The sequence below is a fragment of the Erythrobacter sp. R86502 genome (assembly GCF_042466465.1).
Classification (GTDB): Bacteria; Pseudomonadota; Alphaproteobacteria; order Sphingomonadales; family Sphingomonadaceae; genus Erythrobacter.
In genome coordinates, this window is sequence record NZ_JAXHCJ010000001.1 from 2,548,711 (window position 1) to 2,562,331 (window position 13,621).

The window sequence follows — 13,621 nt, forward strand, 5'->3', positions numbered from 1 at the left end:
ATTGAAAGCATATCTTGCATGTCCCAGACCATCCTGATCACCGGCGGGGCCGGCTTCATCGGCACGCATCTGACCTCGCTCGCCATTGCGGCGGGTCATTCGGTGCGGCTGCTCGATAACCTTTCTCCTCAGATCCACGGTGAAAGCCCGGCCTTCACGCCTCCGTCCGGCGTTGAGTTTGTGCGCGGCGACGTGACAGTGCGCGAGGATTTGGAAGCCGCGCTGCGCGGTGTAGACACCGTGGTGCATCTCGCAGCCGAGACCGGAACCGGCCAGTCGATGTACGAGATCGATCGGTATTACCGGGTCAATGTGCAGGGCACGGCGATCCTGCTGGATATCCTGGCCAACACGCAAACGGATGTGTGCAACATTGTCCTGGCATCCAGCCGGTCGGTTTATGGCGAAGGTGCGTACCTGTGCAACGGGTGCGATCCGGCAGGGAAGCGGTGCTATCCCGGCGCGCGGCTACCCGCGCAGCTCGCCGCGCATGACTGGACACCCAAATGCCCGGATTGCGGAGCCGCCGTGGTGGAAACCGCCACGCGTGAGGATGACAAGCTGTCGCCGGCATCGATCTATGCCGCCACCAAGTTGGCACAGGAAGAGATGATCCGCATCGCCGCCACGTCGCAAGGTCTGGCCCATGCGGTACTGCGCTTCCAGAACGTCTATGGCGAGGGGCAGTCTCTGCAGAACCCGTACACCGGCATTCTGTCGATCTTTTCCACCCGCTTGCGTCTTGGCCTGTCGCTGCCGGTGTTTGAGGACGGCGAGGAAACGCGCGACTTCGTGCATGTCGAGGATGTCGCCCGTGCGGTGCTCGGATTCATCGAAGCGCCTGCGGAACGGGGCGCGCTGGCGAATGTGGGCTATGGGAAACCCACGTCGATTATGCAGGTCGCGACATTGCTGGCCCGTTTCATGGATTCCGACATCGTCCCCCATGTCAGCGCGCAATACCGCGTTGGCGACATCCGCCACAATTACGCAGATCTGTCGGCGCTGGAAACAGCGATCGGCCTGCGACCTCAGATTTCGCTGGAGGAAGGCCTGGCGCGTTTCTGTGACTGGGTCCGCACCCAGCCCGTGCCGCAGGACATGCTCGACAAGGCCAATGCGGAGCTCAAGGCGCGCAATTTGATGGGTTGAAAAAGATCGAGGGCGGTCGTCCGCCCCCGGCTCTAATCACGTGTCGTCGCTGTCGTGGGTATGCGCTTCCAGCAGAGGCTTACCCTTGGCCTTGGCCTTGGCAAGCGCCCGTTGTTCGAGCGCCTTGGGACCAAGCAGCATGCGCTTGTAATCCCAGTAGGCTTCGTCCGGGTCGGCATATTCGATGATCTTGCCATCGCGCAGCAGCAGGAAGCGGTTGCAGTTGGCCTGCAGGTAGCCGCGGCTGTGCGAGACCATGATCATGGTCTTGTCCTTTCGCTTCTCGAACAATTCATACTGACAACGTTCGCGGAAACTTTCGTCACCGACAGCCATAACCTCATCGACGAGGTAGCAATCGAAATCGATCGTCATCGAAATTGCGAAAGCCAGCCTTGCGCGCATGCCCGAGGAATAGCTCATCACCGGCTCGTTCAGGTACGAGCCGAGCTCGGTGAAATCTTCGACGAAGGGCCGCTGCGCGTTAAAATCCGAGCCGTAAATGCGGCAGATGAAACGCAAGTTGTCGAGCCCGGTAAGGCGGCCGTGGAAGCCGCCAGTGAAGGCGAGCGGCCAGGATACGCTCATCGAACGCCGGACCATCCCGCTGGTGGCCGGTTCTGCTCCCGCGATCATGCGCACCAGCGTCGATTTGCCCGCGCCGTTGCGGCCAAGTATCCCGACCCTGTCGCCCGGATGCACCACCATGTTGATGCCATCAAGGATGGTGCGCGGCCCAGCATTCGACGGGTATACTTTAACAAGGTCGATGACTTCGATCATTCCTGATCCGACCCCTTGCCCACCTGCCGGACCAACGCAAGGCCGCTGAATGTCAGCAAAAGATTGAACACCATGACATAGCCGACATCGTAATATGCCGTTATCTGGCTCCCGAACCAACCTTCCCGGATGATTTCCACACAGTTCAGCATCGGCAGGTAAAGCACAATCTCGCGCGCATCCGCGGGCAGGGCGTCGGCGATGAAGGCTGCACCCGAAAACGGCAGAAGCGCATAGGTCATCGGCGGCCACAGCTTCGCTATGACGTCATATTTTTCGGACAGGCCGCCCAGCAACAGACCGAGACCCGCGGCAAACCAGCCCAGCAGAAGCCAGCCGCCGAGAACCTGAAATGCATCTTCGGGCGGAAGCAGGAATTCCAGTGACCAGAAGGCGATCCCCAGCACGACGAAGCTGGTTGTTCCCGCCAGAATTTCGAGGAAAATCCGCGCCCAGTAGACATCGGGAATCTGTACCTGCCGGTGAAACAGCAGCGACTTGTTGCTTTCCAGCGCTCCGAAGCAGCGATTGGGAATGTTGCGCCACAGGAACAGCGCCGAATAGCCGGTTAGGGCGAATGCCACGATCGGCAGGTCCGACCCGTGGATTGTCTTGGTGGCCGTCCAGATTGCCGCAATGACCAGCGTGAAAAGCATGGGCTCGACGAACAGCCACAGAAAGCCGATGTTCTGGCGCCCATAACGCGTCATGATTTCGCGCAGGACAAGCGCCCAGATTACACGCCCTTGCACAGTCGCATGTTTGACTAAGGCGCGACGGTCCTGACCTATGGGAACAAGATCATTCGCCACGCTGATGCCTCACCTTATTGCGCATGTTCTTTGATGCCCGCCGCCAGCATCGATGCGATACCCCAGGCCACCAGTCCCAGCGCGAAGGTCGCCAGGATACCGCGCAGACGGCGCGGCTCAATCGGCGAATCCGGAAGGTTGGGCTGTGCGATGCGCTGCACATAGACCTGCTGGCGGCGCGCTTCGTTGCGCGCTTCCTGCAGCGAAGCGAGCGCAACGGCCAGCTGCTTGTCGGTGAATTCATTTTCAACGAAAAGCCGCTGGTATTCCGCCGAATTGGCGGCGAGTGATTTGTTGCTGCCGGTGAGGCCGGTGTTTTGTGAATCTATTTCCGCTTCGAGCGTCTGGATTTGGGTCTGGATGGCAGGGATCTGCGGATTCTGCGGTGTGAACCGGCGTAGCTGCTGCAGCCGCGTGCGCGCGGTGATAAGCTGATCCTGCAGTTTGGAAATCATTTCGAGTGTCGCGGTGGCCTGTATTTCGGGATCGACCACGCCGTTGCGGTTCCTGAAGTTGGCCAGCGCCGCACCGGCCTGACGCGACTGATTTTTCGCATCCTCAACCTCGGTCAGTGCAAACTTGATCAGGTCGGACCGGCTGCGTTCATTCATGCGGTTGATCGTGCCTTCCGCCATCCGCAGAATCCGCTCGTTGAAGGCGTGGGCATCTTTCGCGGTATAGGCCCGAACTGTGAGTGTCGAAATCGAGGATGCAACCTCGGTTTGGACTTTCACCTTGTTCAGATAGTACGTGTAGAGATCCTCGAAGGAATCGTTAGCGCCGAAAGATCCGAAGCGTTGACCGATCCAGATGCTGTCATCGCTGTAGGCCGACTTGAAAGCATTGTTCTTGTTGACCGCACGCAGCCCATCGCGGGACTCGACATAGGCCTTGGCCGAGAAGGACTCGTCGCTCGCCCCGCCAAGGCCGGTGGCGCCGGCCAACGCGGCGCCAATACCCGTTGCCGCGGGCCGTTCCGAGCTGCGCACCACGAACTTCGATTCCGACACATAAATGTCTGATGCCAGCAGACCGAAATAAACCACCGCGATGAGCGTGGGAGCGACAACGAGCAGATTGAAAAGGAACGCCGGGCCCCTCAATCCATTGGAAAACCTGAATGCCATGGGGTGTGACGGCCTCTGAACTCACCTGATGCTGATGGTCGTATATTTACACCATGCCCATGGCCTCAAAGACCCCTGAAAGCAAATCCAATCTCCGGCAACGGCCGCTCGCAGTGCTGCCTTGCGGTTCATCTGCACGACCGACCAAATGATGCAACTCGACAGTTTTTGGCCAGCGATGTAAGCGGCGGGATTGAATTGCGAGGACTTGAGTAGAGTGGGTTTACGATCGGCGTGGAATGCGATCTCGGCTGTTTTCAAGGGGACTGGTTCCCCGGCAACGGATTGGAATCGTGCGGCGGACGGTCAGCAATCCGGCCAGAGCGAGCCGACCGCCGCATCTCTCGATCCGGGAGCGGTCGGCGCTTTACCGAGCGCGGCGAACGTCCCGTCCACATCACCCGCCTTGCCGCAGCCCGGCCTTGTCGGACTGGAAGGCGACCTTGCAGGCAACCACATCGAGATCGGCGACAACATCACCCTTGTCGGTACAATCAAGGGGCAGGGCAATGTCATCCGGATCGGGGCAAGCCAGAACCCGCAAACCCTTAATCTGTACGTTTTCGGGCACGATAACGAGATATTGATCGGCTCCGGATCGTTGCTCCAGAATCTGCGGATAGAGATCGGTAGCGTGCGCTGGATGTGTTCGCGTGCGCGGATCAGGATCGGTGACGGTTTTTCGATCGCCAGCCAGGGACGCTTTATCCTGCCAAATTCGGGCAACCTTCTCGAAATCGGCGACCGATGCATGTTTTCCAGCAATATCGTCGTGCGAGGAGGGGAATATCCCCATCTCGTCTTCGATAACGAAAGCGGTGCCTATCTCGATGTTTCGGACGGAATTTTCATCGGCAATCACGTCTGGGTCGGTGAAGGGGTATTCATCGGCAAATCGGTAACATTGCCTGACGACTGTATCGTCGGCACGCGCAGCGTCGTGACCAAGCGATTTGATGAAACGCATTGCGTAATCGCCGGAAATCCGGCGCGGATCGTGAAGCGTTCGGTGCGCTGGGTCGCCAACGAATTCATGCTCGAAGAACAGTTCCCCGCAGGCCACGCGGCGTTTTCGGATACGCAAATCAATAAAGTGAACCGTGCGGAACGCGAGCGGGCCAAGGCGAAGGCGGTGTCCGAAGCGCAATCGCCCGCGGTGACGGTCGAAACGGACTGAGCGGTGCCCTGCTTATACGCGCCATGGTCGCTGCTGGATCTATTGACGGGTGCGACAGCGGTCCGCTGCCTCCAATCGCACGATCGAATGTCTGGAAACGCTGGCGCCGCTGCGCTATCGCGGTCGTCGGCGGGTCGGAATCTCGGCATGTTCGCGTGCCGCAGAATGGGTTAAATCTCCTGCTTTCCCGCAGTGACGCAATGACTTAAGGCAATTTTCCGAACCTTCCGCAGGCTCCCGATCATAAGACCGGGCCAAGATGTTGTGAATGATGACTGGAACACGCATGAACTTCGATAACCCGGTTGCATCTGCAGCCCATGCGACAGGACGAACCCGCAGGTCGGGCTTCGCAATCGCGCTGCTGCTTGCCGCGGCGCTGGCTGGCTGCACGTCGCTGGGCAGCAGCGGCCCGCCGGCCGGGGCGATCCGCGATGCGCAGGGCGCCGACTTCGCGGGAGCCGAAATTCGTGTCGTCGATCTTTCCCCCGAGGTTGCGCAGGGCCTGTCGGCAACCGCGCGGAGCGAAACTTTCGCAAGAGCGTTTGGCGATGGCGAGCCGGTCGGAACGGTGATTGGTGCAGGCGACGTGCTCGACGTATCGGTCTGGGAAGCCCCGCCTGCAGCGCTGTTCGGCATGTTCGGTCAGCCCGGCGGCGCCGCCATGGCGAACGATATGGCGCTTGCCAAGGAAACTGACCTGCCCCAGCAGATGGTCGATGCCGATGGCATCGTGTCGCTGCCGTTCATCGGCCGTTTGCGCGCAGCCGGGCGCACGCCCCGCCAGCTGGAGAACGATATTGCTGCCCGGCTGAGGGGAATTGCCAATCAGCCGCAGGTCAGCGTGGGGCTTATGCGTAATGCCAGCGCGAACGTGAACGTTGTCGGCAAGGTGGTGACGAACGGGCGAATTCCACTCACTCCGCGTGGGGAACGCTTGCTCGATGTGATCGCCGTTGCCGGCGGCGTGTCGGAAAGACTGGAGCGAACCTCGATCCAGATCACTCGCGATGATCAAGTTGTTTCAATGCCGATGGAAGCCATCGTGCGCGATCCGCGTCAGAATATCCGCCTTCAGCCCGATGATGTCGTCACGGCTCTCTACCAGCCCTATTCCTTCACTGCCCTTGGTGCGGTGGGCGCGCAATTGGAAGTGGATTTCGAAGCGACGGGGATCACGTTGTCACAAGCCATGGGCAGGGTCAGCGGCCTGCAAGACGCCCGTGCGAACGTCAAGGGCGTGTTCGTCTTCCGGCTTGAGGATCCCAGCCGCCTTGATCCGGCGGTTGTCGCCGGTGCACGCCTGATGCCCGACGGAAGACTGCCGGTTATTTATCGGATCGACCTGTCGGACCCGCGCGGCGTGTTCCTCATGCAGAGCTTCCAGATGCACAACCGCGATGTTCTTTATGTATCGAACGCACCAGGCGTTGACCTGCAGAGGTTCGTGACCATCCTTTCGCAGATCGCGTTCTCGCTTATCGGTATCACGAACGCCGTGGCCCCGGGAAATTGAGCGGTTCAGCCACGGTTTCAGGAAGCCAGCTCACACTGGCTTGATGGAGATAAAGCCCTTCATTGTTCGGGCCGTGAAGCGGTCGATGATCGCCTGCCTCATGCTGCTGTCGCCGTTCCCGGCGATAGCAGCTGATGACCCGCCGCTTACACTGACGTCGTTCGGAGCGGTGGGCGATGACCGCGTTGACGATACGCAGACGCTGCAAATTGCGTTTCGGCAAGCGGCAGGCCGCTGTCTGGATGGCGAAGGGCGCACATACCGGGTGCGGGGATCATTGCGGGTTGCCGCTGATTTCTGCCTCGCCAATGCCCGCTTCAGACAGGATGTCGCCCCGTTCGACACGCGGCCATGGATTCAAGGCGATTGCCCGGTCGAAAAGGATGCGGAAGCCCTTGCCGATTGCGGGGATCCAGCCATGCCCGATCCCCTTCCCGCCGGGCTGGAAGCCTATCTTTACACCCGCACCCTGCTGATCCGGCCCGAGCGGGGCGAGCCGCCCATCAAGGTCTCGTTGCGCAATGTCACCGTCGATCGCGGGTCGAGCCCCGAATCCGGCGCGCGCAGCGACGCGGCGGGCATCTGGATCGGGAATGCGCGGGGTCTCGTCATCGAGGATGTCGAGGTGACTGGGGCAGGCAAGGGTTATGGCGTCATGATCGTTGATTCCGCCGACATCACGATCAGGCGCCTGCGGCTGCGTAATCTCGTCTGGTCCCCGTATGCAGGCGATGCGACACTGTCGCTGGACAGGGCGCGGCACGATGGTTGGAACAGTGTGCCGATCCGGGAGTTCCGCCGGGCCGGTGATCGCGGCGCACGCGACAGCGGGTTTCACGGTACGCGTTCGCAGGAGCAGTTGACCTGCCTGGCGATCGAACGGTCGATCAACATGCAGATCGATGATCTGCGCATCGACGGGTGCCGCGCACGCTTTGCCGAAGGCGATATTCCCTGGCAGACCGACGGATTGGCTATCGGACGATCCAGCAGTGATATCCATATCGAAGGAGCGCGCATCGCCAACACCTGGGAAGCGATCGATATCGTGGGTGGCGGTAGCGGCGTGGAAAGGGTTTCCATTCGCAGGGCCGAGATCAGCGACAGCTTCAATTACGGAATGAAGGTCGGCTATGATACGCGAGACGTGTCTATCGTCGACAGCCTTATCAGCCGCGCAGGGCTTGCCGGGGTGCTGTTTTACGGGCCCGTCAGCCAGGCGCTGATCCGGCAGGTGCGTATTACCGATCCGGGCAATGTCTTTTTTGCAGGGGCGCTGCAGCAACCCTGGATGCAAGAACGGGCGGGCGTTGTGGTGGACATGGGCAGTTCGGCGGCGACGGTGAAGGCTTACCCAAGACGCGTGACACTCGATTCCGTGAAGGTCGAGGGCAACGGAGCGTGCCGTTTCGGTCTGCTGAATTTCACCCCGGAAAGGCTCGCGCAGGAAGGCTTGCAGGAACGTGGTTGTGAATCACCGGGCAAGCACAGTCCCCGATAGTGCCGGAGCCTCCGGACGTGTTCGGATCGGTGGGCCTTCGCCCGTCACTGGCCAAAGCGGTGGTTAAGCCAGCCTACCACGTTTTCGATATGATCGGGCCAGCCCTGCAACGAAAGGCCCGCGGCCGCAGCGATGTGCTGTTGGCGCTGCGCGGATTCGCCGCTGTATTCCACCAGAGCATCGAGCCACGCATCTTCGTCGGCCACATTGATCAAGAGCGGGATATCGCCAGCAATTTCGCGATAAACCGCAAGATCGTTTGCGATGACTGGCGCCCCCAGCGCCAGCGCTTCGATAACGGGCAGCCCGTACCCTTCAGCATGGCTAGGCATAAGCACCGCGCGCGATCCTGCGATCCAACTGGCCAGCGCCGCGTCGTCGCAGCGGCCCAACTCGATGACCCGCCCGTGCGGGGGCTGGTCCCGGTCCAGTTCGGCAAACACATCGTCTGCCAGCCACCCGCGCTGGCCGATGAAAATCAGGTCAGGCGTTCCAGCTCCCATGAAATCGCGTAGACGCCGCCACAGCCGCAGCAGCAGCGCGTGGTTTTTGCGCGCTTCGATCGTGCCGCTGGCCAGAAAATAGGGTCTTGGATGGATGGAGTGATCCGGATGTGTCGCAAGAGGTTCGACACCCAGATGCGCCACCAGACATTCCGGCATGGGAAGACCTGCGTCATCTGCAAAATGCGCAAGGTCATCCAGCGTTGCCTGCGAGTTGGCGATGATTCCATGCGCGCTCACCAAGGCCTGCCGCATCCGGACCCGGTGGCGCGCATCTTCTCCCTCCCGGCAAAATTGAGGATGCGTGATCGGGATGAGGTCGTGGATCAGGTAAACCGGGCGAACCCCGTTGCGTTGCACCCATTCCGTCAGGCCCGGCGCATTCAGCCCCGTATGCCCGACGTTGAGCAGGATCTTCCCTGTTATTGGGCGTTTTTCACCTCCGCGCCGTAGCAGCGCGCGAAGCACGATTGCGAACAGGCGGGGCTTGAAGCCAGCGCCATGACCGGCTTTCAACAGGGCAAACAGCCGATCGCTATCCAAGGCGGGCAAGACCAGACGCAGCGATTGCCATTGGACGAGGGCCAGTGATCGATCAGCGAAGGCATTAAGATAGGCAGCGCAAACGCGGTCGATCCCGGTCGGCAGCCGGGCGCTGTTCAGCCGCCATATCAACCGGCTTACATCGAGAATATAGGGGCGGTCCGTGTTCATCGGGTAAGGCCGAGCCGATCCGATACCATTTTGAGCGCGCGCCTGGTCCCTTTGGGTCCCCGTGCCACAGCGCGCAGCAGGGGCCAGAAATCGGTCCATACCGTGCGCTTGTCATCCAGCGAGGCGTAGATGTGCCAGAACCCGTCGACGCCGATAGCCGCGGGCAGATTGAAGACCCCGTGAAAGCCGAAAGGCGATGCGACATCCCGATCCCGTTCGAACGCAAAAGCGCTCGCGGTGGGCCGGTCGGCGAAGCGCAAGCCCTTCCCCTGTTCAAGCAGGGTGCGGTTGATACGGGCTATGACGACATCCTCGGCTGCGTCGCTATGCACGAATTGCGGGTCGCGCGCGGCGAGCATCAGGCGCTTGCTGCGCAGGGAAAAACCGCCATTGCCAACATCGTGACCATCACCAAACTGCGGCCAAGGAGCGCCGATGTAGTCACAGGCGAGGAAAGCGTCGTCCCACGCCGATGGATTGAGGATGAACCCGTCCCATTGCACGATCAGGCAATGACGTGTTCCGACCCAGTCGGCCAAATCGCGCAGCACGAAACGGGAGTATTCCGATGATGATCCGAGGCGGCGTATGGCGACCCTTTCGATCTGCTGCGGCAGATCGAGATCGTCTGCATCAGTGAACAGCAGCGCCTTGCCAAAGTCGGCGACTGCCAGGCAGCGCGTCATCGCGGCAAGGGTTGCGGCCAGATTGACACTGGCAACCGCGCACAAGGTAACACCGGGCAGGGCGAGGCGTTCGCTCACAACCGCACCACAAACTGTTCGCCGAACTGACTCAGCTCGGGGTGGTGGAACCGATCGTGCAACCGATCAGTCTTCCAAATTCGCTTCAGAGCCGCCAATTCGCCGTCGAAGCGGGCCTTGCCGGGGCCGTCGCGGTCGAATCCGCGGGATTTGGATTCGTGGTGGATCAGGCAGGCGCGTGGTTCATAAAAGCTCTGCCAGCCGCGCGCGTTCAGCTTGAGGCACAGATCCACATCATTGAAGGCCACGGCAAAATCTTCCGCATTGAAGCCGCCGACCGCTTCAAAGCGGTCCTTGCGCATCACCAGGCAGGCGGCGGTGACCGCGCTGACGTACTGCGGCAGATGGGCACGCCCGAAATAGCCTTCTGTGCCATCACATTGCAGCCGGTGCGCATGGCCGGCGCCGCCGCCGACGCCGATGACGACGCCTGCGTGCTGTATGGACCGATCCGGATAAAGCAGCCGCGCACCCGCCGCGCCCACGTCGTCGCGCATCGCGGCAGCGGCGAGGAACGACAGCCAATCGGGCCCAATCATCTCGATATCGTTATTGAGGAAACAGATCAGCGGGCCTGCAAGATGCGGCACAATGTTGTTGTGCATCCGTGCATAATTGAACGGGCCCGGCTGCCGGTCGACAGCTACACCTTCGCGCTCCAGTTGCTCTAGGTAGTCGAGCGTGTCAGAATCGCCGGAGCCGTTGTCGATCACCGTAATGTCGAAAGATGGGTAAGCGGTTGCGCGCACGCCAGCCATGCACTTGCGCAGCAGCGCGGCATGGTTGCGCGTTGGGATGATCACGCTCACGTGCGGCAGGGTTGCTTGCGGAAGTTGCGCGGACGGTCGAACCGGTTGAGGCCTGCTCACACGGTGATGCAGCACATGCGGGACATGAACGGGCTGCTGGCTGACCCAATCCATGGCGCCGCGGGGCCAGTCTGCAGCGGCCATGGCAGCGTTACACAGGAACATGCTGGAATATGACACAAAATCGTGATGCAGCGCCAGTTCTGCGTTCCACTGCGGTTTGAAATGCGGCGACTGCCGGCGTCGCTCCTGCCAAAGGTCGTCATCGGCATAGAACACCAGAGCGTCCGGCTTCGCTTTGAGCGCCGCACGGTAGGCCCTGATCGCGTGCCCGGCGATCAGATCGCCGCATTCGACCGCGACCAGCCAGCATGCACTGGCGCGTGCGCTGATCCAACGTGCCAGTGCCTGCTGATCGGGGAGGGTGATGCAATTCTCGGAGGTTGCGGGCCCGAGGATAGCGACATCCACAGCCTCGGCACGGTTATCGGCAATGGATCGGAGGGTTCGGGCCAGACCGTATGCGCCGTTGCGGCAATCGATCACGATGACTATCGGCGGCACGCCGCCTGCGGCTGGGATGGCGCGGACACGTTGAACCTCCCGGCTTGCCATCCACAGGTCGTAAGCGTGGTGCGTGTGCCCCATCAAGGCCGAAAAGCGATGGCGAGAACGCACTTTCAACCCACGAATGCGCCAGGCAACGCCTTCGAGATAGGACTTGGGCCCGGAGGCCAGCGCTTCCAGATGCACCAGCGCACGCAGAAGCGGTCGCGGCAGGTTCATTTTACAAAGCCATTTTGCCGCGGGACCGCCTCAGGCGATGCCTCGTTCGGCGAGAATGCGCTCAATCACCGGAACGTCGCTGGGATTGTTGAGCTCGATGGAGTCCCAGGCCAGCGGGTCGAGATGAACAAGGCCCACGGCCAGGCCCAGATCGAGAAAGCGCAATTGCTCCAGCCCTTCGAGTTGCTCGAGCTGGCTGGCCTGCGCGCCGTTATAAAGCCGCAGCGCATCGGGGCGATAGGCGTAAAGGCCAAGGTGCAAGCTGATTGGCGGAAACTCCGCCTGCGCATCCTTTTCAGACAGATAGGGGACAAGACGCTTGGAGAAATAGAGCGCGCGGTCCGTGCTGGTGCCAACCACAGTGGTGCCTCCGACGCGCCCATTGGCGGCGTCTTCAGCCAGGTGCGCATAGACCGAGCGCGAGCACCGCACCGCCGGCGTGGTCATCGTCAGTTCCGGTTCGGAATCGAGCCTCGCAACAAGATCGCGCACGACGTGGCTGGGCGAAAGCGGCGCATCGCCTTGTAGATTGACGATAATGTCCGCCACATCGCCCAACCGGGCAATCGCATCGGCGCAGCGTTCAGTCCCATTGGCGCAGCTTTCAGCCGTCATCACAACCTGACCGCCAAAGTCGGTGACGTGATCTGCGATGCGATCATCGTCGGTCGCCACCCACACACCGGTGCAGCCATCGACGGCAATGGCGCATTCCCAGCTCCGCTGGATCAGCATCTTGGGTTCGCCCCCGGCTCCCCGCAGCTTGACCAGCGGCTTTCCGGGATACCGGGTCGACGCGTAGCGAGCCGGTATGATGATGGCGAAACTGGGGGTCGGCATGTGCCTGCCTATATCGGTCAGCCGAGACCGATGCGAACGAAATCGTGGATGTGCACAACGCCCTGCGGCTTGCGGCGGCCTTCTGCGTCGGTCTCAACGATGAACGCCGCCGTGATCTTCAGGTCGTTCAGCACTTCGAGCGCGGCCTCTGCGCTCATCTCGCCATCAAGACACTTGGGCATCGCGGTCATTACCTCGCGGGCTGACACGGTCGACAAGGAATCGAAGTGTCGGCGCAAGTCGCCATCGGTCACCACGCCCAGCAGGAAGCCTTCCTCGTCGACGATCCCCGCGATCCCGAAACCCCGCGACGTCATGACAGAAATGACTTCGTGCATGCGCGTCTCGACAGTGGCGAGAGGCATGGACAGCCCGCGATGCATGAAATCCTTGACCGGAAGCAGGCGCATACCGATCGCGCCGCCGGGGTGCAGCATCTTCATGCCGTCATGCGTGAAGCCTCTGATGTCCATCACGGCCATCGCCAGCGCGTCGCACAAAGCAAGTTGCAGCGTGGTCGACGTGGTTGGGGCGATGTTGGCCCTGCAGGCTTCTCTGGCCGCGGGAAGGCAAAGTTTGACCTTGGCGCTACCCATCACCGGCGATTGCCTGCGCGAAGCGATCCCGATCACCGGCACGTCGATAGCCTTGGCGCGGAACAAAATGGCCTGCAATTCGGCCGTGCTGCCCGAATTCGAGATCACCAGCAGCACATCGCCGGGCACCATCATCCCGAGGTCGCCGTGCGCTGCTTCGCCCGGATGGACATAGAATGATGGCGTTCCCGTAGCCGAAAAGGTGGCTGCGGCCTTGCGCCCGATCTGGCCCGACTTGCCCATACCTGTTACGATGACACGACCTTTGGCACCCAGGATTGTCCGACATGCCTCGACAAAGCTGTCATCGAGCGAGTCTTCGAGCATCGAGAGCGCTTCCCGCTCGGTTCGCACAACTTCAGCGCCGCGCGCCAAAATCGCCGCGTCATCCGAATGTGACAGCATCACGGTGGTTTCCAGGGGGGTCACGTCCAGAGCTTTGATCACGTTCGGTTTCTTGGCGTTCATAAGTTCCGCATTTCTTGGCGTTTAGTAGTTTCGCTCTGGATTGCTCCAGCCGAATGACGGGCCTATCGCACGG

General features: G+C 61.1%; 12 protein-coding genes. 4 read left to right on the forward strand and 8 right to left on the reverse strand.

All coding sequences use genetic code 11. From position 1 onward, the window contains the following. Positions 1 to 18 precede the first annotated feature (18 nt). A complete protein-coding gene (locus tag SJY33_RS12260; RefSeq protein WP_379923050.1) occupies positions 19 to 1,152 on the forward strand; it encodes an NAD-dependent epimerase/dehydratase family protein in 1,134 nt (377 codons plus the stop codon). Between the two features lie 36 nt (positions 1,153 to 1,188). On the opposite strand, the gene SJY33_RS12265 is transcribed toward SJY33_RS12260, so the two are convergent. The 3 genes from SJY33_RS12265 to SJY33_RS12275 all read right to left on the reverse strand — a co-directional run bounded on the left by SJY33_RS12265 (position 1,189) and on the right by SJY33_RS12275 (position 3,874). Further along, positions 1,189 to 1,935: an ABC transporter ATP-binding protein gene (locus tag SJY33_RS12265; RefSeq protein WP_379923051.1), complete on the reverse strand. Its 747-nt coding sequence runs from the start codon at positions 1,933 to 1,935 to the stop codon at positions 1,189 to 1,191. After that, on the reverse strand, positions 1,932 to 2,687 hold the full coding sequence (locus SJY33_RS12270) for an ABC transporter permease (protein WP_379923052.1): 756 nt from the start codon (positions 2,685 to 2,687) through the stop codon (positions 1,932 to 1,934). The genes SJY33_RS12265 and SJY33_RS12270 overlap by 4 nt, the downstream gene beginning before the upstream one ends. A gap of 74 nt (positions 2,688 to 2,761) precedes the next feature. Next, entirely contained in the window at positions 2,762 to 3,874 is a 1,113-nt protein-coding gene (locus SJY33_RS12275) for a hypothetical protein (RefSeq protein WP_379923053.1), read from the reverse strand. Positions 3,875 to 4,091: 217 nt separating this feature from the next. On the opposite strand from SJY33_RS12275, the gene SJY33_RS12280 reads away from it, so the two are divergent. The 3 genes from SJY33_RS12280 to SJY33_RS12290 all read left to right on the forward strand — a co-directional run bounded on the left by SJY33_RS12280 (position 4,092) and on the right by SJY33_RS12290 (position 8,068). Further along, positions 4,092 to 5,051 carry an acyltransferase gene (locus SJY33_RS12280; protein WP_379923054.1) on the forward strand — a complete coding sequence of 320 codons (960 nt, stop codon included), beginning with the start codon at positions 4,092 to 4,094 and terminating at the stop codon, positions 5,049 to 5,051. Between the two features lie 268 nt (positions 5,052 to 5,319). Continuing rightward, entirely contained in the window at positions 5,320 to 6,567 is a 1,248-nt protein-coding gene (locus SJY33_RS12285) for a polysaccharide biosynthesis/export family protein (RefSeq protein WP_379923055.1), read from the forward strand. Between the two features lie 85 nt (positions 6,568 to 6,652). Beyond that, positions 6,653 to 8,068, forward strand: a complete 1,416-nt coding sequence (locus tag SJY33_RS12290) for a hypothetical protein (RefSeq protein ID WP_379923056.1) — start codon at positions 6,653 to 6,655, stop codon at positions 8,066 to 8,068. 44 nt (positions 8,069 to 8,112) lie between these two features. On the opposite strand, the gene SJY33_RS12295 is transcribed toward SJY33_RS12290, so the two are convergent. Genes SJY33_RS12295 through SJY33_RS12315 form a run of 5 tightly spaced genes read right to left on the reverse strand, consistent with a single transcriptional unit; the run spans position 8,113 to position 13,548 of the window. Continuing rightward, positions 8,113 to 9,285 carry a glycosyltransferase family 4 protein gene (locus SJY33_RS12295; RefSeq protein WP_379923057.1) on the reverse strand — a complete coding sequence of 391 codons (1,173 nt, stop codon included), beginning with the start codon at positions 9,283 to 9,285 and terminating at the stop codon, positions 8,113 to 8,115. Beyond that, a complete protein-coding gene (locus SJY33_RS12300) occupies positions 9,282 to 10,049 on the reverse strand; it encodes a DUF5672 family protein (RefSeq protein WP_379923058.1) in 768 nt (255 codons plus the stop codon). The genes SJY33_RS12295 and SJY33_RS12300 overlap by 4 nt, the downstream gene beginning before the upstream one ends. Further along, on the reverse strand, positions 10,046 to 11,644 hold the full coding sequence (locus tag SJY33_RS12305; RefSeq protein WP_379923059.1) for a glycosyltransferase family 2 protein: 1,599 nt from the start codon (positions 11,642 to 11,644) through the stop codon (positions 10,046 to 10,048). Before SJY33_RS12305 ends, SJY33_RS12300 begins: the two co-directional genes overlap by 4 nt. A 30-nt stretch (positions 11,645 to 11,674) precedes the next feature. Then, positions 11,675 to 12,484: a 3-deoxy-manno-octulosonate cytidylyltransferase gene (locus tag SJY33_RS12310; RefSeq protein ID WP_379923060.1), complete on the reverse strand. Its 810-nt coding sequence runs from the start codon at positions 12,482 to 12,484 to the stop codon at positions 11,675 to 11,677. 17 nt (positions 12,485 to 12,501) lie between these two features. After that, on the reverse strand, positions 12,502 to 13,548 hold the full coding sequence (locus tag SJY33_RS12315; protein ID WP_379923061.1) for an SIS domain-containing protein: 1,047 nt from the start codon (positions 13,546 to 13,548) through the stop codon (positions 12,502 to 12,504). Positions 13,549 to 13,621: the final 73 nt, after the last annotated feature.

Bases quoted from the DNA above. Each gene is read 5' to 3' on its own strand.
- SJY33_RS12260 (WP_379923050.1), top strand. From the start codon at position 19: ATGTCCCAGACCATCCTGATCACCGGCGGGGCCGGCTTCATCGGCACG.
- SJY33_RS12265 (WP_379923051.1), bottom strand. From the start codon at position 1,935: ATGATCGAAGTCATCGACCTTGTTAAAGTATACCCGTCGAATGCTGGG.
- SJY33_RS12275 (WP_379923053.1), bottom strand. From the start codon at position 3,874: ATGGCATTCAGGTTTTCCAATGGATTGAGGGGCCCGGCGTTCCTTTTC.
- SJY33_RS12285 (WP_379923055.1), top strand. From the start codon at position 5,320: ATGATGACTGGAACACGCATGAACTTCGATAACCCGGTTGCATCTGCA.
- SJY33_RS12290 (WP_379923056.1), top strand. From the start codon at position 6,653: ATGATCGCCTGCCTCATGCTGCTGTCGCCGTTCCCGGCGATAGCAGCT.
- SJY33_RS12295 (WP_379923057.1), bottom strand. From the start codon at position 9,285: ATGAACACGGACCGCCCCTATATTCTCGATGTAAGCCGGTTGATATGG.
- SJY33_RS12305 (WP_379923059.1), bottom strand. From the start codon at position 11,644: ATGAACCTGCCGCGACCGCTTCTGCGTGCGCTGGTGCATCTGGAAGCG.
- SJY33_RS12310 (WP_379923060.1), bottom strand. From the start codon at position 12,484: ATGCCGACCCCCAGTTTCGCCATCATCATACCGGCTCGCTACGCGTCG.
- SJY33_RS12315 (WP_379923061.1), bottom strand. From the start codon at position 13,548: ATGAACGCCAAGAAACCGAACGTGATCAAAGCTCTGGACGTGACCCCC.